The 22,825-nt window shown below is 63.4% G+C and carries 19 protein-coding genes, 1 tRNA gene and 1 riboswitch; of the genes, 8 read left to right on the plus strand and 12 right to left on the minus strand.

Annotated features, from left to right (window positions below):
* Nucleotides 1–128 precede the first annotated feature (128 nt).
* The 4 genes from B2246_RS04440 (at nt 129) to B2246_RS04455 (ending at nt 3,295) form a co-directional block, all read left to right on the plus strand.
* On the plus strand, nt 129–1,754 hold the full coding sequence (locus tag B2246_RS04440) for a DUF342 domain-containing protein (protein ID WP_186426401.1): 1,626 nt from the start codon (nt 129–131) through the stop codon (nt 1,752–1,754).
* Nucleotides 1,755–1,993: 239 nt separating this feature from the next.
* A complete protein-coding gene (locus B2246_RS04445; protein WP_008649746.1) occupies nt 1,994–2,407 on the plus strand; it encodes a response regulator transcription factor in 414 nt (137 codons plus the stop codon).
* Nucleotides 2,408–2,567: 160 nt separating this feature from the next.
* Complete coding sequence (locus tag B2246_RS04450) at nt 2,568–2,912, plus strand: hypothetical protein (RefSeq protein ID WP_286879835.1); 345 nt, start codon at nt 2,568–2,570, stop codon at nt 2,910–2,912.
* Entirely contained in the window at nt 2,909–3,295 is a 387-nt protein-coding gene (locus B2246_RS04455; RefSeq protein ID WP_008649748.1) for a hypothetical protein, read from the plus strand. The genes B2246_RS04450 and B2246_RS04455 overlap by 4 nt, the downstream gene beginning before the upstream one ends.
* A 262-nt stretch (nt 3,296–3,557) precedes the next feature.
* Here B2246_RS04455 and B2246_RS04460 read toward each other — a convergent pair.
* From B2246_RS04460 to pepN, 3 genes are all read right to left on the minus strand, one after another.
* A tRNA-Thr gene (locus B2246_RS04460) sits at nt 3,558–3,633 on the minus strand.
* Between the two features lie 350 nt (nt 3,634–3,983).
* Nucleotides 3,984–5,000, minus strand: a complete 1,017-nt coding sequence (locus B2246_RS04465) for a class 1 fructose-bisphosphatase (protein WP_008649749.1) — start codon at nt 4,998–5,000, stop codon at nt 3,984–3,986.
* Between the two features lie 66 nt (nt 5,001–5,066).
* Nucleotides 5,067–7,760, minus strand: a complete 2,694-nt coding sequence (gene pepN, locus B2246_RS04470; RefSeq protein ID WP_286879841.1) for an aminopeptidase N — start codon at nt 7,758–7,760, stop codon at nt 5,067–5,069.
* A 246-nt stretch (nt 7,761–8,006) separates the two neighbouring features.
* Here pepN and B2246_RS04475 point away from each other — a divergent pair, with 246 nt between their 5' ends.
* Complete coding sequence (locus B2246_RS04475) at nt 8,007–8,618, plus strand: DUF4136 domain-containing protein (RefSeq protein WP_286879991.1); 612 nt, start codon at nt 8,007–8,009, stop codon at nt 8,616–8,618.
* Nucleotides 8,619–8,805: 187 nt separating this feature from the next.
* On the plus strand, nt 8,806–11,127 hold the full coding sequence (locus B2246_RS04480; RefSeq protein ID WP_286879843.1) for an NADP-dependent malic enzyme: 2,322 nt from the start codon (nt 8,806–8,808) through the stop codon (nt 11,125–11,127).
* Between the two features lie 152 nt (nt 11,128–11,279).
* Here the strand turns inward: B2246_RS04480 and B2246_RS04485 are convergent, their stop codons facing one another.
* The 6 genes from B2246_RS04485 to B2246_RS04510 all read right to left on the minus strand — a co-directional run bounded on the left by B2246_RS04485 (nt 11,280) and on the right by B2246_RS04510 (nt 17,067).
* The gene (locus B2246_RS04485; protein ID WP_008649756.1) at nt 11,280–11,525 is read right to left on the minus strand and encodes a hypothetical protein; all 246 of its coding nucleotides are present in this window, start codon (nt 11,523–11,525) and stop codon (nt 11,280–11,282) included.
* 252 nt (nt 11,526–11,777) lie between these two features.
* Nucleotides 11,778–12,863 (minus strand): porin, encoded by a 1,086-nt coding sequence (locus tag B2246_RS04490; protein WP_008649758.1) that lies wholly within the window; start codon nt 12,861–12,863, stop codon nt 11,778–11,780.
* Nucleotides 12,864–13,060: 197 nt separating this feature from the next.
* Nucleotides 13,061–13,582, minus strand: coding sequence for a 2-oxo-4-hydroxy-4-carboxy-5-ureidoimidazoline decarboxylase (uraD, locus tag B2246_RS04495; RefSeq protein ID WP_035881644.1), 522 nt, complete (start codon nt 13,580–13,582; stop codon nt 13,061–13,063).
* A complete protein-coding gene (gene puuE / locus B2246_RS04500; RefSeq protein WP_008649761.1) occupies nt 13,579–14,523 on the minus strand; it encodes an allantoinase PuuE in 945 nt (314 codons plus the stop codon). Before puuE ends, uraD begins: the two co-directional genes overlap by 4 nt.
* Before the next feature lie 182 nt (nt 14,524–14,705).
* Nucleotides 14,706–16,112, minus strand: a complete 1,407-nt coding sequence (locus B2246_RS04505; protein WP_008649762.1) for a nucleobase:cation symporter-2 family protein — start codon at nt 16,110–16,112, stop codon at nt 14,706–14,708.
* A 211-nt stretch (nt 16,113–16,323) separates the two neighbouring features.
* Nucleotides 16,324–17,067: a GntR family transcriptional regulator gene (locus tag B2246_RS04510; RefSeq protein ID WP_008649764.1), complete on the minus strand. Its 744-nt coding sequence runs from the start codon at nt 17,065–17,067 to the stop codon at nt 16,324–16,326.
* A gap of 343 nt (nt 17,068–17,410) precedes the next feature.
* Here B2246_RS04510 and uraH point away from each other — a divergent pair, with 343 nt between their 5' ends.
* Complete coding sequence (gene uraH / locus B2246_RS04515; RefSeq protein WP_011515711.1) at nt 17,411–17,764, plus strand: hydroxyisourate hydrolase; 354 nt, start codon at nt 17,411–17,413, stop codon at nt 17,762–17,764.
* A gap of 31 nt (nt 17,765–17,795) precedes the next feature.
* On the plus strand, nt 17,796–19,004 hold the full coding sequence (locus B2246_RS04520; RefSeq protein WP_035881649.1) for a urate hydroxylase PuuD: 1,209 nt from the start codon (nt 17,796–17,798) through the stop codon (nt 19,002–19,004).
* Between the two features lie 165 nt (nt 19,005–19,169).
* Here B2246_RS04520 and B2246_RS04525 read toward each other — a convergent pair whose 3' ends face one another.
* The 3 genes from B2246_RS04525 to guaD form a co-directional block, all read right to left on the minus strand.
* The gene (locus B2246_RS04525) at nt 19,170–19,745 is read right to left on the minus strand and encodes a TMEM165/GDT1 family protein (protein WP_008649773.1); all 576 of its coding nucleotides are present in this window, start codon (nt 19,743–19,745) and stop codon (nt 19,170–19,172) included.
* A gap of 28 nt (nt 19,746–19,773) precedes the next feature.
* A riboswitch (yybP-ykoY riboswitch) is annotated at nt 19,774–19,996 on the minus strand.
* Between the two features lie 91 nt (nt 19,997–20,087).
* Nucleotides 20,088–21,269, minus strand: coding sequence for a fatty acid desaturase (locus B2246_RS04530; RefSeq protein ID WP_035881650.1), 1,182 nt, complete (start codon nt 21,267–21,269; stop codon nt 20,088–20,090).
* 210 nt (nt 21,270–21,479) lie between these two features.
* A complete protein-coding gene (gene guaD, locus B2246_RS04535) occupies nt 21,480–22,814 on the minus strand; it encodes a guanine deaminase (protein ID WP_024569101.1) in 1,335 nt (444 codons plus the stop codon).
* Between the last annotated feature and the right edge of the window lie 11 nt (nt 22,815–22,825).

The following is a 22,825-nucleotide window of genomic DNA, read 5'->3' on the forward strand; positions in this document are numbered from 1 at the left end:
GCCGGCGCCGTTGAACATGGATCGACGACAAGCACAGTTGGCGACGGATTCGGTGGGTCTTTGCGGAAAGTCCCCGGGCGATGGGCCCAGGCCGGCTGTTGCGACATGCAGCATAGAGGCGGGGACACATGACAGCCGACGCGGGGTTGCGCCTGGAACTCAGCCAGCCTGGGAGCCAGGTCAGGGCTTGCTTTACACCGGACGTGGGCCACTTGCCGCCCGATCGCGCCAGCCTGGACGCTTCGCTGGAAGCTTGCCTGGCCGAGCACGGCTGGCAGGGCGCGCGGCTGGACGCCGCCGCCGTGACGGGCTTCCTGACGCAATGCCAACTGACCGATCGCGAGATTGACGCAGTGATCGGCAGCGTCCTGGATGGCGAATTCGAACTTGAGATCACGGCCGACAAGCTGCGGCTGTTGCTGACGCTGGTGGCCTCGGAAGGCGGCCGGCCAATCACGGCCGAAGAGATCGCCGCCGCCGCGGCTTCGATGGGGGTGGTGGCCTTGCTCGATAGTGCGGCGATCGGCGTTGCGCTGGAGGCCGGTAGCTGCGAGGGTCGCGAGATCGCGCGCGGCGTGGCGCCCCTGCAGGGTGAGACAGCGCGCTTCGAGAGCCTTGTCCAGCCCCGCAGGCCTGTCCTGGCGGAGAACGAGGACGAGCGTGTCGACCTGCGCGATCTCGGTAGTCTCCTGCTCGTCAATCCGGGTACCGCGCTGATGCGCCGCACGCCGGCCAGATCGGGCAAGGACGGCATGGATGTGCTTGGCAAGACGATTCCGGCCGACCCTGTGGTGGATACGCCCTACGCGTCCGATCTGACCGGCGTGGCAACCGATCCGAATGATCCACTGCTGTTGATCGCCTTGATCGCAGGCTCGCCCCGGGTGCTGCCACATGGTGTGATCGTCAGTCCGGTGGTCGACGTCGATGCCGTCGACCTGCATTCCGGCAACGTCAATTTCGATGGGTCGCTCCGCGTGTCGGGCGATATCCGCACCGGCATGTCGGTACGTGTCACCGGTGATGTGGTTGTGCAGGGGACGATCGAAGCCGCCAGTGTGCAGGCCGGCGGCGATGTGATCGTCAAGGGCGGCATCATCGGCAAGGCAGAAACCGCGAGCGGTGGCGCCCCGAGTGAGATTGCCAGCGTGCGCAGCAAGGGCTCCGTTCATGCGCGCTTCATCCAGAATGCGATCGTCGAGGCGGTGGCCGAGGTAATCGTGGAGAGCGGGATTCGGCAGAGCGACGTCTCCGCGGGCGAACGGGTGGTGGTTGGCGTGCCGAGCGCGCCAGGCAGCATCAGCGGCGGGCGTACGCGGGCGATGCAGAGTGTCAGCACGGGGACCCTGGGCGCGCCGGCGGGTACCGCCACTACCGTGCAGGTCGGACTCAACCCGCTTGCCGACGAGCAGAAGGCGGAACTGGAAGTCCGGCGCGGCAAGATCGTCGAGGAACAGTGCAAACTCCAGCAACTCGTGGCGTTCTTTGCCAAGCACCCCGAACGCGCCACGGGGGACATCCGCGAGAAGGCGCGTGCCACGATGTACAGGATCAATCGCGACCTGTTCGAGCTCGACGCGGAGATCGCCCACCTGGCCGAGCAGATGAAGCCGTCCGAGCAGGCGCAGATCGCGGTGGGCCGGCATATCCACGGCGGCGTGACGCTGCAGGTCGGCCACAAGGTGCTCAAGGTCATGGAAGACAAGCCAGGCGGCCAGATACGCGTGGTGGACGACCGCATCGCCGTGAACTGACGCGGGTGGCGCACCTTCCGTTCCTGCTTCCAAACGGATGCAGCACGTTACGGGGAACGTGACACGTTACGCGAGTCGTAACGTCGCCGCCCCCAGGCCACTCTGGCCTGATCGCCCGCCATCCCGCCTCCGGTAACGTATCGCCGCCACGCCGCGCCGTCGTCCGGTGCGCGCCACCGCTGGCACGACGTTTGCGCCATGTGTCTCCGCAGACAAACAGCGGAGCACAGGAGCACACCATGGGCGCGATCGTGATTGAGAGCCATCCACTGACCAGGCTGGGTATGCAACGCCTGCTTGAACGTATGCCAGGCATCGGCCCGGTGGAGAGTATCGATCCCGAGGGGATCCTGCTGTTCGCGCATAGCCTGGAAGACGTGCTGGTCATCTACGGCATGACAGTGGACGCCTTCGACAACTGGTATCTGCTGCGGCGCTTGCACCAGGCGCTGCCCAATGCGCGCATCCTGCTGCTGTCGGACAACATGTGGATGCATGTGCCGTCGTCGCTGCGCGCGTGCGGTGTACAGGAGCATCTGCCGAAGTCGGCGTCAATCGAGCGGATGGAAACGGTGCTCGTGCGTATGCTGGGAGACCCCGATGTTGCGGTCGATGCTCCGATGGATGACTCCATGTTCCGATCGCATCGATAGTCGGCACGCTTTCGGACTGTCTTTGGGCAGCCAGTGCGCGGCCGTTGGGATGAGACGAATCGCATTTTGCAGGTCCCTCGGTTTTTCACCGTTCCCCACGCCTAGAATTTCCGTCATCCAATGTTGGATGGTCACTGGCAGGGAGGGAATGATGATGGAAATGACTCTGGACGATCGGACCACGAGATGCGAGGTGGAGCTTGGTCCGATGCAGGCAATGGCGCCTGTCGTGTCGTTGAGCGGCGGCGGCGGTCTGCCAGACGATCCCGAAGCGGCGCATCTGGAGGCGGCCGACGAACTGCTGCATCGCCGTGGCATGTCGCTCGCGGACTGTGAGGTCTCGCGTGTCTACGCAGGTTTTGACGGCGGTGACGATGCGGTGCTGCTCGTCGTGCGCGTGGGTCGTGGCGTTGATATGTTCGCGCTCAACGAGGCGTTGACCGCCGTCCAGCTTGCGCGAGGCCTGTTGCCTTCGGCCCAACTCGACGTTGTGTTTCAGGCATGAGTGTCGATGCGCGGGAGATGCTCCATTTCGCCGCCGACATTGCCGGGGCGGCGATGGGGGAGGTGGCCTACCGCTCGTCGATCAGCCGTAGCTACTACGCGGCCTATCACGCGGCCTACGCCTGGCATACCGCGCTGCCCGTTCCGGGTAGCGCGGGTTCGCGCCGGACAGGACGGCACGAAACACTCGTCAACCAGCTCTACCAGCCGGGGGTAAAACGGTCTCACTTCGCCTATTGGCAATCGATTGCACTGGCAAGAATGCTGAATCGCAACAGGCTGCTGCGAGTCGAGGCCGACTATTACGTCGACGCGGTGGTCGAACGCGGCAAGATGATGGAGGCGCTTGCCAACAGCACGGCCATTGTCGAGCGGTGCACGTAGCGGGAGACTCCGATGCCGACTCAAGCATGGTGCCGGCACGACAGTTGCCGCGCCCGAGGAATGTGGCGGCCAGCGGACGGCATGAGGCAGATGCACGCAGGTCGTGCCAGCCAGGCTGGCGTAGCCCAGCGCAGGTCGGGGGAGAAAAAGAGGGATGGCGATGTGGCAGCTGCGGATTATATGGGCGTCGTCGTGCCCAAGTTATCTGTCGACTGCAAAGCAAAAAGGGCAACCCGTGAGGGTTGCCCTTTCTACTTTCAAGTGGTGCCGGAGATAGGAGTCGAACCTACGACCTTCGCATTACGAATGCGCTGCTCTACCAACTGAGCTACACCGGCGAAACCTTAAACTTGCGAAACCTGTTCTACCGCTTGATCTCGATTTGCGCTGTTGCTTGCGAATCGATCGAATCGGATAGAGCCCGCAATAATATCAGCGACTTTTTATTTTGTGAAGCCCCCGATGCGACTTTTTTCAAAGTTCCGCTGTGACAGTCCCTGTTCGGTGGGAGTTGCCAGCCGCGGCCGTGGGCGACAGATGGCAATCATCGCACGAGTGGCGCTCACGCCGCGGGCGAAAAAACGGGCAAAGCCTTCCGCTTTTTTACGGATCGCCGTGCGGCTGTTGGCTTCAGGAAAGCAGACAGGGCGCCGAGGCGCCCTGTGCTTGTCGAAACCAGAACTACCCGTTACGCCTTGGCGGCGTCTTCCTGGTGATACCGCGTAACGCGCTCGACTTCATTCTTCGAACCGAGGATGACCGATACGCGCTGGTGGAGCTTGGTCGGCTCCACGTCCAGAATGCGCTGTTGGCCATTGGTGGCCGCGCCGCCAGCCTGCTCGACCAGGAACGCCATCGGATTGGCTTCGTACATCAGGCGCAGCTTGCCCGGTTTCTCGGGCTCGCGCTTGTCCCACGGATACATGAAGACGCCACCGCGCGTCAGGATGCGGTGCACGTCGGCCACCATCGACGCGATCCAGCGCATGTTGAAGTTCTTGCCGCGCGGACCTTCGTCGCCGGCCAGGCATTCGTCGATGTAGCGGCGCACGGGCGGAGCCCAGTGGCGCATGTTGGACATGTTGATCGCGAATTCCTTGGTGTCTTCCGGGATCATTACGTCCGACTGGGTCAGCACGAAGCTGCCTGCCTCGCGGTCCAGCGTGAACATGTGCACGCCATTGCCGACGGTCAGCACCAGCGTGGTCTGCGGGCCGTACACGGCATAGCCGGCCGCCACCTGCTGGGTGCCCGGTTGCATGAAGTCATGCTCGGTCACGGTCTGACCGGGCTTGTGCATGTGCAGAACCGAGAAGATCGTGCCGATCGACACGTTCACGTCGATGTTCGACGAGCCGTCGAGCGGATCGAACAGCAGCAGGTATTCGCCCTTCGGGTAGCGGTTCGGGATCTCGTAGAACGAGTCCATTTCCTCGGACGCCATGGCAGCCAGGTGGCCACCCCATTCATTGGCGTCGAGCAGCACCTCATTGGCGATCACATCGAGCTTCTGCTGCGTTTCGCCCTGAACGTTGCCGGTGCCGGCCGAGCCGAGCACACCCGCGAGGGCGCCCTTGCTGACGGCGTTGGAAATGGCCTTGCAGGCGCGCGCGACCACTTCGATCAGCAGCCGGAGTTCCGGCTCGATCGTGTTGTGCTTGCGCTGCTCCTCGACCAGATAGCGGGTGAGGCTGATGCGTGTCATGGTGGGGTTCTCCTTGGATGGCCGCAATTCTACATGTGTGCCGCTGCGGACATGCCACTTTCCGGGTCAGGCCGACAGGGCCTTGCTGACGATCTCGCGCACATCGCGCGACAGCGTCGACGAGGCCGCCACGCGTTCCAGCGCCGCGCGCATCCGTTCGCGCAGGGGCATCTCGTACTTCTGCCAGCGGTCCATGACGCGTGCCAGGCGCGCGGCCACCTGCGGGTTGATCGAATCTAGCGCCAGTACCTGGTCGGCCCAGAATGCGTAGCCCGAGCCGTCCTCTGCGTGGAACTGCGCTGGGTTGCCCGAACAGAAGCTGAAGATCAGCGAACGGGCGCGGTTAGGGTTGCGCAGATTGAAGGCCGGATGCTGCATCAGCGCGCGCACGGTATCAATGGTGCGCTTTCCCGCGTGCGGGCCAACTTCGCCGCGCTGCATTCCCTGCAGCGAGAACCACTTGTCGATGACCAGCGCGTCGTCTTCGAAGCGCTCGTAGAAATCAGTCAGCGCGTGTTCGCGGCCCGGCGCGAAGCTGTTGACCAGCGCAGACAGCGCGGCGAAGCGGTCTGTCATGTTGTCGCTCTGCTGGTAGTGGCGGTCCGCAAGTGCCTGCATGTCGGCGTCTCCACTGTCGGCCAGATAGCCGAGTGCGAGATTGCGCAGCGCGCGGCGGGCCATCGAGTCGGCATCGGGGCTGTACTCGCCCGGTGTCGCGTTGGCCTCGTATGCGGCCAGCCATTCGGCCTTGAGCGTGCGGGCCAGGCCTTCGCGCAGGAACAGGCGTGCGCGGTGAATCGCCGTCGGGTCGGCCACGCCCATGCGTTCGGCCAGATAGGCCTCCGCGGGGAGCATCAGTGCCTGTTCGCGGAAGGCAGGATTCAGCGCACCATCGGTCAGCACGCTACGGAACGCCGACACCAGCGCCGGGTCGAGCTTCAGTTCACGATTGGCCTGGACGTCGGCCACCAGATGCAGCAGCGCGCGCGTGGCCAGGCGTTGGCCGGCTTCCCAGCGGTTGAATGCGTCGGTGTCGTGCGAGAGCAGGAAGGTCAGTTCCGCATCGCTGTATTCGTAATCGACAACGACTGGTGCCGAAAAATTACGCAGCAGCGAGGGCAATGGCGCCTTGCTACCGCGAGGCAGGTTGATGAAGCGGAAGGTCTGCTCGGCTTGCGTGAAATCGAGCACGCGTGTGCTCGCGCCTGCCTTGGGCTCCCCTTCGCGTTGCAGCGGCAGGTCGTTGCCTTCTGCGTCGATCAGGCCGAGCGCGAACGGGATGTGGAACGGCTGCTTGTCCGGCATGCCAGCGCGCGTTTCGATGCCAACCTTCGGGCAGCGCTGCGACAACGTCAGCGTCAGCGTGCCGGAGGCGCCGTCCCATGCGGTCTTGACCGTGACCACGGGCGTGCCAGCCTGGCTGTACCAGAGGCCGAACTGCTTCAGGTCGCGGCCGTTCGCGTCAGCCATCGCCGCGCGGAAGTCGTCGCATGTCACCGCCTGGCCGTCATGACGCTGGAAGTACAGGTCCATGCCCTTGCGGAAGCCGTCACGGCCAAGCAGGGTCTGGTACATCCGCACGACTTCGGCGCCTTTCTCGTAGACCGTGACCGTGTAGAAGTTGTTGATTTCCTCGTAGCTGTCCGGGCGCACCGGGTGGGCCATCGGACCCGCATCCTCGGGAAACTGCACCTGGCGCAGCACGCGCACATCCTCGATGCGCTTGACCGCGCGGCCCGATTCCGAGCCCATCATGTCGGCCGAGAATTCCTGGTCGCGGAACACGGTCAGGCCTTCCTTGAGCGACAACTGGAACCAGTCACGGCAGGTCACGCGGTTGCCGGTCCAGTTGTGGAAGTATTCGTGCGCCACCACCGATTCGATATTGGCGAAGTCGACATCCGTCGCGGTCTGGGCGTTGGCCAGCACATACTTGGTGTTGAAGATGTTCAGGCCCTTGTTTTCCATCGCCCCCATGTTGAAGTCGCCCACGGCGACGATCATGAAACGGTCGAGGTCAAGTTCCAGGCCAAAGCGCTGCTCGTCCCAGCGGATCGCGTGAACCAGCGAGTCCATCGCGTGACGCGTCTTGTCCAGGTCCTGCGGTTCCACCCAGACTTGCAGCAGCTTCTGCTTGCCCGATGCCGATACGATGGTCTGCTCGATACGCTCGAGCTTGCCGGCCACGAGGGCAAACAGGTATGACGGTTTGCGGAACGGGTCTTCCCAGACAGCTTCGTGTTTGCCATCCGGCAGATCGCGTTGCGAGAGCAGGTTGCCGTTCGAAAGCAGTACCGGGCTTGCGGCGCGATCGGCGCGCAGCGTAACGCGGTAGGTCGTCATCACATCCGGGCGATCCAGGAAATACGTGATGCGGCGAAAGCCCTCGGCTTCGCACTGGGTGAAGAAGTTGCCGTTGGAGACGTACAGGCCGGACAGCGTGGTATTGGCGGCGGGATTGCAGGCCGTGGTGATTTCCAGCGTGCCAGCTCCCGGCAGGCCAGTCAAGGTCAGCGAGTCGCCGTCCTGCCTGACGCCGGAGAACGGCTGGCCATCGAGGCGCACGCCAACCAGTTCCAGCTCCTCGCCGGCCAGAATCAGCGGCGCGTCGGCCGCGCCAGTGCGCTGGATCTTCAGCGTGCTGGTGACGACGGTACGCTGCGGATCGAGGTCGAGCACGAGATCCACGTGGTCGATGGCGAAAGCGGGCGGAGTATAGTCCTTGCGATAGACGGTGACGGGCGTATCGGTGCGCAGCATGGGGAATCCTGTCTTCGGAGTGACCGGGGGGCGGGCGGCGTGCTGAAGATCGCGACGGCCCTCGAAGCCCTCATTGTAGCCAAGGGGTTCGGGCAATGCGGGATGCCAGATGCGGCGTGGGAATTCAAAAGGGTTGTTCCTGTCTGAGGAAATGCAACCAAATCAGGAAGAACGAGGTATCAGGGAATGCGTGCATCAGGGAAAGCAGTGACGAAGTGGGGAAGACGGGGCGCCTTCTGGGCGCTGATGGCGCTGGGCTCGCTCTGGCTGGCGGGATGTGCCACCACGGTGACCACCGAGGTCACCGCGTTCCGGCAGGCCGGCTGGCAGAACGATGCGCCGCGGACCTACGCGTTCGAACACACGTCGCAGCAGGAAGAGCAACTCGAGCGCCAGACCTTCGAGCAGTGGCTGGCAGACACCTTGTCCGGACTTGGCTTCGAGCAGCGCCCGGCCGGCCAGGCACGCTATCTGGTGACAATGGACTACGACGCCGCGCCCGGGATTGCCCAGGTGGCGGAGACCGTCTATCCCGACCCCTGGTACGGACCTTGGGGGCCGTACTGGGGCCCTTATGGCGGGTATCGACCCTATGGCCCCTGGGGATGGGGCCCCGGCTACTGGCCGCCCCAGACCGTGATACGCGACGTGCCCGTGACGTATTCGAGCGTGCGCGTCTATTTCAAGGATGCAGCCAGCGGCAAGCGTGTCTATCAGGTCACCGCCACCAATACGACAGAGAGTGGTAATCCGGCGGCGGTGATGCCCTACATGATCCGCAGCGCGTTCGTGGACTTCCCGGCCGAGAGCGGGCGGCCGCGTCGCGTGACGCTGGAGGTCGACAAGGACAAGAAGTAGCAGGGCGCCGCGCAATATCCTTTCGCCGGCGGGGGTGAAAGGTATTGGCTACCGTACGGTAAAAGGAGTTTTGCGTCCGGTGGCGGCAAAATCTTCCAATCGGGCGTGCCAAAGCCCTGCCGCCGCGTGGCGGCTGGGCTAGAATGGCTCCTCGATTTTTTCCCGCCTTTACCCGGACGAGCAGAGAATGAGCAGCAAGACCACCGGTGATGCACCGCAACATGCCCCCAATAGTCCCGAAGCGCAACTGCGCCTGGCTGCGCTGGAATACCACCGCAGCCCGACCAAGGGCAAGATCCAGGTAACGGCCACCAAGGCCCTGTCCAATCAGCGCGATCTGTCGCTGGCCTACTCCCCGGGCGTGGCCTACGCCTGCGAAGAGATCCACAAGGACCCCGCGATGGCCGCCGAGTACACCTCGCGCGCCAACCTCGTGGCCGTGGTGACCAACGGTACCGCCGTGCTGGGCCTGGGCGACATCGGTCCGCTGGCCGGCAAGCCCGTGATGGAAGGCAAGGGCTGCCTGTTCAAGAAATTCGCCGGCATCGATGTGTTCGACATCGAACTCGATGCGCGCGACCCGGACAAGATCGTCGAGATCGTGGCGGCGCTGGAGCCGACGCTCGGCGGCGTGAACCTCGAGGACATCAAGGCTCCCGAGTGCTTCTACATCGAGCAGAAGCTGCGCGAGCGCATGAACATCCCCGTCTTCCACGACGATCAGCACGGCACGGCGATCATCTCGACCGCAGCGCTGCTGAACGGCCTTAAGGTGGTGGGCAAGGACATCGCGAAGGTCAAGCTGGCCGTCTCGGGCGCGGGCGCCGCCGCAATCGCGTGCCTGGATACGATGGTCAGCCTGGGCGTGAAGCGCGAGAACATCTACGTCGTCGACTCGAAGGGCGTGATCTTCCACGGCCGCGACGCGAACATGGAGGCCAACAAGGCTCGCTACGCACAGGACACGTCGGCCCGCACGCTGGCCGACATCGTCAAGGATGCGGACGTGTTCCTGGGCTGCTCGACCGCGGGCGTGCTGACCGGTGACATGGTCAAGACCATGGCCGACCGTCCGATCATCCTGGCGCTGGCCAACCCGGAGCCGGAAATCCGCCCGGAAGTGGCCAAGGCCGCGCGTCCGGACTGCATCATCGCCACGGGCCGTTCGGACTATCCGAACCAGGTCAACAACGTGCTCTGTTTCCCGTACATCTTCCGCGGCGCGCTCGATTGCGGCGCCACGAAGATCACGGAAGCAATGAAGCTGGCCTGCGTGAAGGCGATCGCCGAACTGGCCGAAGCCGAACTGAACGACGCCGTGGCCGCCGCCTACGGTGGTCGTGAACTGAAGTTCGGCCCGGACTACATCATCCCGACGCCGTTCGACCAGCGCCTGATCGAGAAGATCGCGCCGGCCGTTGCCAAGGCCGCCGAGGAATCCGGCGTGGCCACGCGCCCGATCAAGGACCTCGAAGCCTACCGCCAGCAACTGACCAGCTACGTGTACCACACCGGCATGATCATGAAGCCGGTGTTCACGGCCGCCAAGGCCGCGCCGAAGCGCGTCGCCTACGCCGAGGGCGAAGAAGAGCGTGTGCTGCGTGCGGTGCAGGGCGTGGTGGACGAAGGTCTGGCCCGCCCGATCCTGATCGGTCGCCCGCACGTAATCCAGATGCGTATCGAGAAGGCGGGCCTGCGTCTGCGTCCGGGCGTCGATTTCGAACTGATCAACCCCGAGGACGATCCGCGCTATCGCGCCTATCACGAGGAGTACCACGCGCTGCGCGGCCGCGATGGTGTGACGCCGGACATGGCCAAGGTGGCGCTGCGCCGTTCGAATACGCTGATCGGCACAATGCTGATGCACATGGGCGATGCCGATGCACTGTTGTGCGGCACGGTGGGCCGGTTCGAGGCACATCTGGAGCACGTGCGCGACGTGATCGGCCTGGCGCCGGGCGCCAAGGTGTTCGCGGCCATGAACGCGCTGATGCTCGAAAAGTACACGCTTTTCATCACGGATACGTTCGTCAACGATGATCCGAGCGCCGAGGAACTGGCTGCCATCACGCAGCTTGCAGCCGAGGAAATCGCACGCTTCGGCCTGCACCCGAAGGTGGCGATGATGTCGCACTCGATGTTCGGTTCGTCGAACCGCCCATCGGCGCGCAAGATGCGCGATGCGGCCGAGATCCTGGCCCGCGTGGCACCGCAGCTTGAAGTGGAAGGCGAGATGCAGGGCGATGCGGCGCTGGTCGAGGAAGTGCGCCGTCATTTCCTGCCGGGCACCAAGCTGGCCGGCAGCGCCAATCTGCTGGTGATGCCGACGCTGGATGCCGCCAACATCGCGTTCAATCTGCTCAAGATCACGGGCGGCCAGGGCGTGACGGTGGGTCCGATCCTGCTGGGCGCGGCCAAGCCGGTGCACATCCTGAATCCCCAGGCGACCACGCGCCGTATCGTCAACATGACGGCCGTGGCCGTGGCGGAGTGCAACGCCATCCGCTGATGTTCACGATCTGAATATCTGCCGGAAGCAAAAAGAAACAGGGCCGCGAAAGCGGCCCTGTTTCATTGTCGGTGCGCTGGCACGTCTGCCGGAGTGTCAGCGCGTCGGCGGGTCAGTACGCACGGGTCGTGCCCTGTCATGCCTACTACTCTCTACTGCAGCACGTTGTACTGCTCCCGCATCACCACGATGATCGAACGGGCCGCGGCCATCTGCTGTGCCAGATCGGGGAAAGTCTCCTGGCGAAAATCCACCTCGGCGCTCCAGTTGCAACCCGTATGGTCCGGCTGATGCACGCGCATTGCGTGCAACTCAACCTCGCCGCACTCAGGATTGTTGTCCAGGCACTGGCTCAGGATGGCCATCAGTTCCGACCGGGATTTCACATAGCGCCGCATGCGTCACCTCATTCGTTCCTGTTTACGTGGCCCAGCACAGAGGCCGGGAAACTAATCTAGGCAGCGGACGAAGGGCTTGCCAATTGAATCCGCCTATGGAGCAGTGGCTTCCCATCCTGCTTTGATTGCGCCTTGTTGCAATGCGGCGCAGCATTGTGACGCCTGTGTCATGGGGACACGCAACAAAAAAGCCCGCCGGAGGCGGGCTGTACGACCATTGATCCGGCGGAATATTCCGGGATCAGAACGGGATCAGAAGCGGTGGCGAACGCCGACACCGAAGGTGTCGCCGTGCTCGACGCCCGACACCTTGTCGTAGTAGTAGGCACCATAGACGTCGGTGCGCTTCGACAGGTTGTAGTCGTAGGCGACGGCGAACGTGTTGCGCTTGATGCCGGCAACTTCGTTCAGCACGCGGCCGTAGGTGTACGACGCCAGGATATTGCCTGCGCCAACCGGCACCGCGACGCCGGCCTGGCCGTCGATGTGCTTGATGTCGCCGCCATTGGAGCTCGTATTGAAGTTCGTCTTGATGTACTGGCCTTGCAGGAAGGCCTTGACGATCTTGAAGTCGTACGTCACGCCAGCCTGCACGGCGGACTGCTTGTCGAGGCCCGCGAGATTGGCATTCTGCGGGTCAAACGGAGCAACGTCGAACTTGACCTGCTGGAATGCCAGCGTCGCAGCGAAGTTGCCGGAGAAGTAGGTCAGGTTGCCGCCCCACTTGTTCTTGCCGTTGTTACCGGGCGATTCGCCAAAGCCGTAGATGAAGTTCGCGGTCAGGCCACCGAAGTTCGGCGTCGAGTACAGCAGCGAGTTGTTCCAGCCCGAATCGCCCAGGATGCCCGGATCGGACACGCCGCCAACGTTCTGAGGCGTCGGGAAGTACGTGTGGAAGATCATCGGGCTGAACGTGTACGAGTCGACCAGCGGGTTGAACAGGATCGTCGACACGAAGTACGGCGTCGTGTTGCGGCCGATCTTCAGCGTGCCGTAGGTTTCGTTCGTCAGACCGACGAAGGCATTGCGGCTGAACATCGAGTCGCCGGTGAAGCGGCCCATGCTACCGGTGTCGGGGCGGAAGAAGCCGTTCAGGTCGAAGATGGCCTTCGTGCCCATGCCCAGGTCCTCGGTACCCTTGATGCCCCAGTACGAGGTTTGCATGCCACCCGAGTTGACTACGTAGGCGCGGTCGCCCGAGCCCGGATTCTTGACGCCTCCGATGAAAGCATCGGCCATGCCGTACAGCGTCACGCTGGACTGGGCCATGGCCGCGCCGGAGAAAAGGGTGGCTGCGATCGCCGCCAGCTTGAGAGCCGGCTTGTACTGCTTCTTCATGTTTAAGACCTCCGTGGTTGTAATGCTGCTCAGAACGCTTGCCTGTGTGCTGGAACCTGCTGGGTTCTCTCTAGTTCCGTGCCTGGGCGGCGCGCGGGGAATCGGCGCCGCCTGGCACGTTCTTGTCTCACAGTGATGCTCGATCTGCTGCTGAACGCTCCTGATTTCTCTCTCTTTTTTCGATGTGCTTTTTTTGGTCAGGCGGATACTAAGTCGTTCAGCCGGAACTGCGCAATCCGATGAATCTGGTTGATGCAAGTTTGCAACTCGACCTCCGGGGCGTTTTCCAGGCGCCTTGCAAAAGCGTCGATGATGCCGTGCCGGTCATAGCCGCGGACCGCGAGGATGAACGGGAAGCCGAACTTGCGGTTGTAGGCTTCGTTCAGTCCCTGCAGGCGCTGGAATTCCTCGGGCGTGCACTGATCGAGTCCGGCGCCAGCCTGCTCGCGCGTGGATTCCGCCGTCAGCTCGCCGCGCACCGCGGCCTTGCCCGCCAGTTCCGGGTGAGCGCGCACGAGCTTGAGCTGTGCTTCCTGGCCCGCGGCATCTACGGCGCCGCGCAGGGCCGATGCCAGTTCCGCGGTATTGGCGAATGGGCGCTTGTGTGCCGCCGTTTCGGCGAACCAGGGGGAGTGTTCGTAGATGCCGCCGAGGACCGCGATGAATTCGGCCTCGGGCATCGTGTTGAGTTGGGCGATCGTGTAGGTGGTCTGGCTCATGCGTGGCTCCGATAGGGGTGGGTCTCAATCCAGTGGCGGGCGATATCGACACGCCTGCAGATCCACACCTTGTCGTGAGACTGCACGTAGTCCAGGAATCGCTGCAGCGCGCGGAAACGTCCCGGGCGACCCAGCAAGCGGCAATGCATGCCGATCGACAGCATCTTCGGGCGGTCCTGGCCCTGCGGATCGCCTTCGGCGTAGAGCACGTCGAAGGCATCCTTCAGATACTGGAAGAACTGCTCGCCCGTGTTGAAGCCCTGGGGCGTGGCGAAGCGCATGTCGTTGGTGTCGAGTGTGTACGGCACCACCAGATGGGGCTTCTTCTGGCCACCGGTGATTTCCACATCGGTCCAGAAGGGCAGGTCGTCGCCGTAGTAGTCGGCGTCATAGAGCAGCCCGCCGTGCTCGACAACCAGCCGGCGCGTGTTGGGGCTGTCGCGGCCGGTGTACCAGCCCAGCGGCATCTCGCCGGTCAGCTCCTTGATGATCTCCATGCCGATGCGCATGTGCTCGCGCTCGATGGCTTCGTCGATGCCCTGGTAGTGAATCCAGCGGTAGCCGTGGCAGGCGATCTCGTGGCCGAGTTCGACGAACGCGCGGGTCAGTTCCGGATGGCGCTGCAGCGCCATCGACACGCCGAAGACCGTCAGCGGCAGCTTGCGTTGTTCGAACTCGCGCAGCAGGCGCCAGACGCCGGCGCGCGAGCCGTATTCGTAGATGCCCTCCATGCTCATGTGTCGAGCCGGATAGGCGGCGGCACCAACGATCTCGGACAGGAACTGCTCGGATGCCGCGTCGCCGTGCAGCACGCAGTTCTCGCCGCCTTCCTCGTAATTGAGCACGAACTGCAGCGCGATGCGCGCGCCGCCCGGCCAGCGGGCGTGCGGCGGCTGCGCGCCGTAGCCAATGAGATCGCGTGGATAGTTATCGTGTGTCATTTCTATATTTCTGCTTCAGGAGAAACTGCCGCGCCCCGCGGGAGCCATGCTTCGAAGCGACCAGACTTACGCAAGGCGTATGCCAGAAACGCTCCCGTAGGGCTTGACAATCTGATGCCGACCGATGTCGATTGTCGGTGTCAGATTGTCGCTATTGATTGTTGTATTTGAATTGTCCGGAATCACTCCGTGCCGTGCGAGTTCGCGGCGGCATTGCGCATGGCTTCCTCGGCCGACTGGATGCCGTTGAAGAACAGGTTCAGCGCTACGGCGACGATGGTGCCCAGCACGATGCCACTGTGGGTGAACGGGTCGGTCCACTTGGGCAGGTACTGGAACAGCGTCGGCGACAGCGTCGGGATCATGCCGAAGCCGATCGAGATCGCAACGATGAAGAGGTTGTGGCGGTTGCGATTGAAATCGCACGAACCGAGGATGCGGATGCCGGTGGCGGCCACCATGCCGAACATCACGATGCCGGCGCCACCCAGCACGAACTGCGGCACCGAGGCCACCACGTGGGCCATCTTCGGGAACAGGCCGAACGCGATCAGGATCACGCCACCGGCTGCGGCGACGTAGCGCGAGCGCACGCCGGTCACCGTGACCAGGCCAACGTTCTGCGAGAACGACGTGTACGGGAACGTGTTGAAGATACCGCCGATCACGGTGCCCAGGCCGTCTGCGCGCAGGCCGGCGGTCAGGTCGTCACGGCTGAGCTTGCGGCCGGTGATGTCGGACAGGGCCAGGAACATGCCAGTCGACTCCACCAGCGTGATCAGCATCACGATGCACATCGAGAGGATGGCGGTGAGTTCGAACTTCGGGATGCCGAAATGCAGCGGGGTGATCACGGCGACGTAGCTGGCTTCGTTGAGGCCTTCGAACGAGACCTTGCCCAATCCCATCGCCACCAGCGTGCCGATGATGATGCCGAGCAGCACCGCGCAGTTGGCCACCAGGCCACGACCGTACTTGGTCAGCAGCAGGATGACGACGAGCACCAGGCCCGCGATGGCCAGGTTGCTGAGGTCTCCATAAGCGAGGTTGGGCACTTCCTTTACCACGCCGTCGATCACGGCGCGCGTGGTCGGCTGTCCGCCACCGGCCCAGTTGATACCCACCCGCATCAGCGACACCCCGATCAGCGTGATCACCGTGCCGGTGACCACAGGCGGGAACAGTCCCAGCATCCGGCCCATCATCGGCGCGATCAATATGCCGAAGATACCGGACGCGATCACCGCGCCATAGATGCCGAGCAGGCCGACATTCGGATCGTTGCCGATGGCGATCATCGGCGCCACCGACGCGAACGTGACACCCATCATCACCGGCATGCGGATGCCGAATTTCCAGAAGCCGAAGGCCTGAATCAGCGTGGCCAGGCCGGCGGCGAACAGGTCGGCGTTGATCAGGAACGCGAGTTGATCCTTGGGAAGCTTGAGCGCACCGCCGACGATCAGCGGAACCGCAACCGTGCCGGCATACATCACCAGCACGTGCTGCAGGCCCAGGGCAAGCAATCGCCCGGAGGGCAACCGCTCGTTTGTGAGATCCGTGGGGACCGTGGTGCTTGCGGAATTCATGGGTGTGTCTCCTCTCCTTTGGATTTGGATGGGAACGCGCGCCGGGTTTTTGTCCTGGCCATTCGCCGGTGTCTCTTTTTGGTGGACTTCCGTCGATGACTCTTGTCCGGTCTCGTGCCTGGCCTCTAGTTGGGCGTCTTTCGGCAGATGAGACCGCTGGTTCTAGATCGGCAACAGGGGGTGGCTGTTGCCCGGCGGCGGGAACATTGCGCTAGGTGGAGCGGCCCAGCACACTGCGAAGATCGAAGTTGCCGGGTTCATCCGGCTGAACGCGTTCCGCGCAGGCGCCAAGGTGGTGCGCCATGCGCGCCTGGGCCAGGGCGGCATCGCCCTGTTCCAGTGCATCGAGGATTTCGTCGTGCTCGTCGAACGAGCAGGCGTTGTGGCCCGGCGACTCCACGCTGGCAATCATCAGCGTGGTGCGCGACACCAGCCGGCGCATCATCGTCACGAGCAACTGGTTGCCGGACAGTTCGGCCAGCGCGGTGTGGAACTCGGCCGAGAGGCGGATCCAGCGCGGGCGCTCATGCGTCAGGAAGGCCTGGCGCTCGTCGTTGACCATCTTGCGCAGCGGGGCGATCACGGTGCGCACGTTGGGCAGGGAGGCGAGCTTCTCGAGCACGGCGCGCTCCAGCATCTGGCGCAGTTCGAACATGTCGTGCGCCTCGTCGGTGGACGGGCTGGCGATAAACGCGCCGCGATTCGGCTCCAGGTCGACCATGCCGTCGGCGGCCAGGCGCGACAGCACCTTGCGTACCGTATGACGGGCCGTGGCATAGATCTCGCAAAGCGAATGCTCGGTCAGCTTGGTCCTGGGAGGCAGCCGGTGCTCCATGATCGCGTCATAGATCTCGTGATACATGCGCTCCTCGACGGAGCCCTTGCGGGCCGGTTTGTTGTCGGTGAGCGCCGGCAGGGCGTCGGTCGCGGCAATAAGCTTGAGATTCTTGGACATCCTGGTCACTCGCAATGCAAGGTGGCGATGGTCGGCGATCGTAGCGAGTGGTTATCAAACCGACATCACGCGCCTTGATACCGATCATGCGGCCGTGCAGATCTAAAAATTGTTGACAATTATTTGGATATGCAAGCACCATTGTCAACAAAACCGCCTCAGGTTTTCGACAACTACGGGTATATACCGAGTTGTCATCAGGATGGCGCGGGCGCATTGTCGCCTCGCACCAATCCAGCGCCGGGATGCGTTGAAACACGTACCGAGCGGGCACCATTCCTCAAAATGGTGCTAGTGAAGGCAGCGGCGCCCCTCACAACCCACACCCCAAAGGAAGAACAGGATGGGACGCTTGACCACTCACGTTCTCGACACGGCAGCCGGGACGCCTGGCGCCGCAATGTCGATCACCCTTCATAAAATTGTCGACAATCGTCGCGAGACCCTGAAGAAGGTCACGACGAATCACGATGGCCGTTGCGACCAGCCGCTGCTGGAAGGCGCCGACCTCGTAGCGGGCGTCTACGAACTCGAGTTCGGCGCCGGCGACTATTTCCGTGCCCAGGGCGTCAAACTGCCCGAACCGGCATTCCTGGACGTGGTGACGCTGCGCTTCGGCATTGCCGATACCGCCGCGCACTACCACGTGCCGCTGCTGGTGTCGCCGTGGTCGTACTCGACCTACCGCGGCAGCTGATCAAGGCGGACGGGAATAAAGGAGACAAGTCATGGAAGGCTATATTCTCGACTGGGCCAATTTGCTCTTGCGTTGGCTCCACGTGATCACGGCGATTGCCTGGATCGGTTCGTCGTTCTACTTCGTCTGGCTGGACAACAGCCTGACGCGCCCCACGGCCAGCGACCTCAAGGACAAGGGTGTCGACGGTGAACTCTGGGCCGTGCACGGCGGCGGCTTCTACAACCCGCAGAAGTACCTGACCGCGCCGAAGAGCCTGCCGGAGAACCTGCACTGGTTCTACTGGGAGTCGTATTCGACGTGGATGAGCGGCTTTGCGCTGCTGGTGGTGCTGTATCTGTTCAACGCGAGCACGTTCCTGATCGACAAGAATGTGTACGACATGTCGCCCGGCGCCGCCGTTGGCTTTGCCGTGTCATACCTCGTGCTTGGCTGGGTGGTCTACGACTCGATCTGCCGCATCTTCGGCAAGAGCGACCGTACCGTAGGCATTCTGGTGGCGGTCTATGTGGCAGTCGCGGCGTTTGTGGCGTGCCATATCTTCTCGGGCCGCGCGGCATTCCTGCTGACCGGTGCGATGATCGCGACGATCATGAGTGCCAACGTGCTGTTCTGGATCATCCCGGGCCAGCGCAAGGTGGTGGCGTCGCTGAAGGCCGGCCAGCCGGTGGATCCAATCCACGGCAAGCGCGGCAAGCAGCGTAGCGTGCACAACACGTACTTCACGTTGCCGGTGCTGTTCGCAATGCTGTCGAACCACTACAGCATGACGTACGCGGCCAAGAACAACTGGCTCGTGCTGATCATGGTGATGCTGGCCGGCGTGCTGATTCGCCAGTTCTTCATCCTGAAGCACAAGGGCAAGATCAACTTCGCATGGCCGACCGCCGGCGTGGCCTGCCTGGGCGTGGTGGCATTCATGATCGCGCCGCAGCCGCGTCCGCAAGTTGCCAGCAATGCTGCCGGTGACGCCGCCAATGCCGTGAGCTTCGTGAAGGTCCAGGAAATCATCAACACGCGTTGCGTGCAGTGCCACGCCGAGCAGCCGAAGATGATGCCGACCGCTGCCAAGGGGATCAAGCTGGACTCCGTCGATGGCATCAAGGCACACGCTCAGCTGATCTATCAACAGGCCGTGCAGCAGAAGGCGATGCCGTTGGGCAACGTCACGCAGATCACGGACGATGAACGCGCGCTCCTTGGCCAATGGTTCGAAGGCGGCGCGAAAACCACCAACTGATTTTTGACCGAGCATCGGTGATCGACGGTCCGGAGGCTGCGCAGTTTGCAGCTGGCTGTTCCGGACCGGCGAGGGTTTGAGCGGGGCTTAGGCCCCGTTTTTTTATTTCCGGATCGGAATTGCTTCTCCCCGCGCCCGCTGAGCGGGAGAGGGGAGCCACGATTCTCAGCCGCCGACGTTGAACAGCGCCAGCAGACCCAGCACCAGGAAGATCGCAGCGGCGATCTTGTGCACCAGGGCGATCGGCATCTTGTTGGCGAAACGGTCGCCAAGCAGGACGGCGGGGGCGTTGGCGAGCATCATGCCGAACGTCGTGCCGGCCACCACCGCAATCACTTCGCCATGGAAGCGCGCGGCCAGCGCCACGGTGGCGATCTGCGTCTTGTCGCCCATCTCGGCGAAGAAGAACGCGATGATCGTGGTGCCCAGGATGCCGAGCGCGCCCTTGACGGGTTTGGCTTCCTCAGCGTCGTCGAGCTTGTCTGGAATCAGCATCCAGCCGGCCATCGCAATAAACCCGAGGCCGAGAATCCAGCGCAGCAGGTCTACACCGACCACGCCTGTGATCCAGCCGCCGAGCGCGCCGGCAAAGCCATGGTTGACCAGTGTCGCGATCAGGATTCCCAGAATGATGGGAATTGGCTTGCGGTAGCGAGCAGCCAGGACGAGCGACAGCAACTGCGTCTTGTCGCCCATTTCAGCGAGCGCGACGATGCCTGTGGAGACGAGGAACGATTCCATTTTTTGTCGTTTGAATAACCGGGCCGCAAATGCATCGCGAGATGCCAATGACGCACACCTTTCCCGGCCCGGCCAGAAAGGTGAGGTCATCGGTCTCGCCAGGCACTGGACACAAGGTCCTGGGCTGCGCACGCCATAACCGCCTGCCATGTCGGCATTTGGTCAAGTCTGTTGACGTACGCCCCTGTCTTCCGGGTGCCGCATTGCGCGGCGCGGTGAGATCAGGGCGGCTACTCCCCAATGGAAGGTCGCATTTTAGCGAGACTGGCGACCGAAGTCCACCCGTCTCGCAGTTTCTGTCAATTCAAGGGAATGTCGCTAACGCCGCCATTCCCGATGTGCTCAGACCGGAGTCGGAGCGTTTTCGCTGGTCTGGCGACCGCGGAAATCCGTCCAGCACAGCGCCTTGAAGTCGTAGAGCTTGCAGCGGCGGGCTGTATGGAAATACCAGCGCCACGAGAACTTCTCGATGATGATGCGACCCGGCAGTGCGTGCTCGAGCAGCGCCTGGGCGCGCTTGAGCTGGTACAGCGGGATGCTCATGTCCACGTGGTGGGCCGTGTGCTCCATGATGTGATGCAGGGCCGCGCCGATACCGAAGTTGAAGCGCAGATGCACGGTCGTCGACACGAACGGCTGGGCCTTCGCCCACATGGCCTTGGTGTCGTACCACGCCACGCTGGTATGCGTATGGTGGACGTACAGCACGAAGCCAACGGTGGCGTTCCAGATCAGGAAGGGCAGCACGAAGCCGGTGCCGACCAGCAGCAGCGGGGATTGCCCGGTGGCCACGGCCAGCCAGACCAGCGCGCCGATCCAGAGCGCGCCGAAAGCTGCCACGAGCGCGCAGTCCCACATGAAGATCGGGCGACGGGTCGCCATCTGGCGCTTGCTGGGGAAGAACAGCTTGAACCACCAGATCTCGATCAGGTAGTAAAGGCCGGCGCCAAGGCCGTTGCGGTAGATGCGCTCCAGAATCCGGCGGCTGCGCGGCAGCGCGCGGAATTCCTCGAGCGAGTAGGGCGCCCAGACGAAGTCGAAGCCCTTCAGGTTCGTGTAACCGTGATGGACGACGTTATGGCCGACTTCCCAGAGGCTATAAGGCGTGAGCGACGGCAGGAACGTGAGCCGGCCCAGCCACTTGTTCAGGCCACGATGGTCGGTCAGGCTCTGGTGGCAGGCGTCGTGGCCGATGATGAACAGGCGCGCGATGATCAGTCCGGCCAGCACGCCGAGCCCAACCTTGGCCCACCAGGGTGATGCCAGGACCACGCCGGCCAGTACGGCAGCGAACAGCGCGTAATCGAACGCGAACAGAAGCAGCGCGCGCGCGGTGCTGCGGCCGCCGAGGGGAATCAGCCAGCTGCGGATCGTCTTGCGGTTCGGAAACGGGGCCTCGAAGGCGATTGGCTCCGGCAGGGGGATGTTCTTGGCCGGGCGTTTGGGGCGGTTCGTGCTGTGGTTCGGCGCTTGCGAGATCGCGTCGGCGTCGGCCGGCGAGAGGGTGTCGGATGGGGCAGTCATCAAAGGTCTGGCGAGTCGGTATGCATGTGCGTCTGCCCGGATGGGCGGACTTTATATGCGTGACAGGCTAGAAGGCTTTGATGACCGTTGTGTTGATTATGGTCAATGCTCCGCGAGGGCGGATTCGCATTGAGACCAAAAAAGCACATCGGCGGACCATGTTTGAGTGGAATCGGCCGATCCACACAAATATGCCCCGCCTACGCCCGATCAGGCGGCGACCGGGCTGGTGGCCTCGCCCATGATGTAGACGTTCTCGATGACCCGGTCGTCGCCAAGCATCGCGAACGCGAACAACTGCTCTTCGAGCGTTTCCGAGCGGCTGCTGCGGCGCGAAATCAGCGGCGTGGCGTCCGGGTCCAGCACGACGAAGTCGGCCTCGCAGCCCACCTCGAAGCTGCCGATCCGGTCCTGCCAGCCCAGCGCCTCCGCGGCGGCGCGCGTGGCCAGGTAGAACATGCGCAGCGCTGTCAGGTGGTAGCCGCCCATCCGCGCCACCTTGTGCGCGGCGTTCATGGTGCGGAACATCGAAAACGACGTGCCGCCGCCAACGTCCGTCGCCAGCGTGACGTTCAGGCGATTCGCATCCGATTGGTGGAAGTCGTAGAAGCCGCTGCCCAGGAACAGGTTCGACGTAGGGCAGTGCGCCACGGCCGCGCCGCTGTCTGCCAGACGGCGGCGGTCATCCTGGTCGAGGTAGATCGCGTGGCCGTAGAACGCTCCCGGGCGCAGGAGGTTGTAGCGGTCGTAGACGTCCAGGTAGCTGCGCGCATCGGGGAACAGCTCGGCCACCCATTTCACCTCGTCGCGGTTTTCCGCCACGTGGGTCTGGATGAAGACGTCGCTGTGGGCTTTCGCCAACTCGCCGCAGGCTTCCAGCTGTGCCTCGGTGGAAGTCGGCGCGAAGCGCGGCGTGATCGCGTAGGCCAGGCGATCGACGTTGTGCCATTTCGAGATCAGGTCGGCCGATTCACGCGCGCCGCTCTCGGCCGTGTCGCGCAGGAAGTCCGGGCAGTTGCGATCCATCAGCACCTTGCCGGTGATCATGCGCATGTGGCGTTGCTGGCTGGCGGCGAACAGTGCGTCGGCCGATGCCGCGTGCACGGTGCTCCAGACCATGGCGGTGGTCGTGCCATTGCGCAGCAGTTCGTCGGTGAAGAAATCGGCGACGGCCCGCGCATAGGCGGGGTCGCTGAAGCGGCGCTCCTCGGGGAACGTGTACGTGTCCAGCCAGTGCAGCAGGCCCGGCGACGGCGACGCGATGATGTCGGTCTGCGGGTAGTGGATGTGCGTGTCGATGAACCCGGGCACGATCAGCTTGCCGCGATGGTCGACGACTTCGGCGCCTTGCGGGATATCGCGTGACAGGTCCGCGTAATTGCCGACTGCGGCGATGCGGCCGGCCTTCACGATCATGACGCCGTCTTCCCAATACTGATAGGCGTCGTCATGAAACTGCGGGTCACGCAGGAAGTGCAGGATACGGCCGCGGATTGCGCGGGTCACGGCGTTGTCGGCGCCAGATGCAGGGGAAGTCGTCGTCATCTTCATGTCTT

The sequence above is a fragment of the Cupriavidus sp. UBA2010 genome (assembly GCF_002335265.1).
Lineage (GTDB): Bacteria > Pseudomonadota > Gammaproteobacteria > Burkholderiales > Burkholderiaceae > Cupriavidus > Cupriavidus metallidurans.

Bases quoted from the DNA above. Each gene is read 5' to 3' on its own strand.
- B2246_RS04440 (WP_186426401.1), top strand. From the start codon at position 129: ATGACAGCCGACGCGGGGTTGCGCCTGGAACTCAGCCAGCCTGGGAGC.
- B2246_RS04445 (WP_008649746.1), top strand. From the start codon at position 1,994: ATGGGCGCGATCGTGATTGAGAGCCATCCACTGACCAGGCTGGGTATG.
- B2246_RS04450 (WP_286879835.1), top strand. From the start codon at position 2,568: ATGACTCTGGACGATCGGACCACGAGATGCGAGGTGGAGCTTGGTCCG.
- B2246_RS04455 (WP_008649748.1), top strand. From the start codon at position 2,909: ATGAGTGTCGATGCGCGGGAGATGCTCCATTTCGCCGCCGACATTGCC.
- B2246_RS04465 (WP_008649749.1), bottom strand. From the start codon at position 5,000: ATGACACGCATCAGCCTCACCCGCTATCTGGTCGAGGAGCAGCGCAAG.
- pepN (WP_286879841.1), bottom strand. From the start codon at position 7,760: ATGCTGCGCACCGATACGCCCGTCACCGTCTATCGCAAGGACTATACT.
- B2246_RS04475 (WP_286879991.1), top strand. From the start codon at position 8,007: ATGGCGCTGGGCTCGCTCTGGCTGGCGGGATGTGCCACCACGGTGACC.
- B2246_RS04480 (WP_286879843.1), top strand. From the start codon at position 8,806: ATGAGCAGCAAGACCACCGGTGATGCACCGCAACATGCCCCCAATAGT.
- B2246_RS04485 (WP_008649756.1), bottom strand. From the start codon at position 11,525: ATGCGGCGCTATGTGAAATCCCGGTCGGAACTGATGGCCATCCTGAGC.
- B2246_RS04490 (WP_008649758.1), bottom strand. From the start codon at position 12,863: ATGAAGAAGCAGTACAAGCCGGCTCTCAAGCTGGCGGCGATCGCAGCC.
- uraD (WP_035881644.1), bottom strand. From the start codon at position 13,582: ATGAGCCAGACCACCTACACGATCGCCCAACTCAACACGATGCCCGAG.
- puuE (WP_008649761.1), bottom strand. From the start codon at position 14,523: ATGACACACGATAACTATCCACGCGATCTCATTGGCTACGGCGCGCAG.
- B2246_RS04505 (WP_008649762.1), bottom strand. From the start codon at position 16,112: ATGAATTCCGCAAGCACCACGGTCCCCACGGATCTCACAAACGAGCGG.
- B2246_RS04510 (WP_008649764.1), bottom strand. From the start codon at position 17,067: ATGTCCAAGAATCTCAAGCTTATTGCCGCGACCGACGCCCTGCCGGCG.
- uraH (WP_011515711.1), top strand. From the start codon at position 17,411: ATGGGACGCTTGACCACTCACGTTCTCGACACGGCAGCCGGGACGCCT.
- B2246_RS04520 (WP_035881649.1), top strand. From the start codon at position 17,796: ATGGAAGGCTATATTCTCGACTGGGCCAATTTGCTCTTGCGTTGGCTC.
- B2246_RS04525 (WP_008649773.1), bottom strand. From the start codon at position 19,745: ATGGAATCGTTCCTCGTCTCCACAGGCATCGTCGCGCTCGCTGAAATG.
- B2246_RS04530 (WP_035881650.1), bottom strand. From the start codon at position 21,269: ATGACTGCCCCATCCGACACCCTCTCGCCGGCCGACGCCGACGCGATC.
- guaD (WP_024569101.1), bottom strand. From the start codon at position 22,814: ATGACGACGACTTCCCCTGCATCTGGCGCCGACAACGCCGTGACCCGC.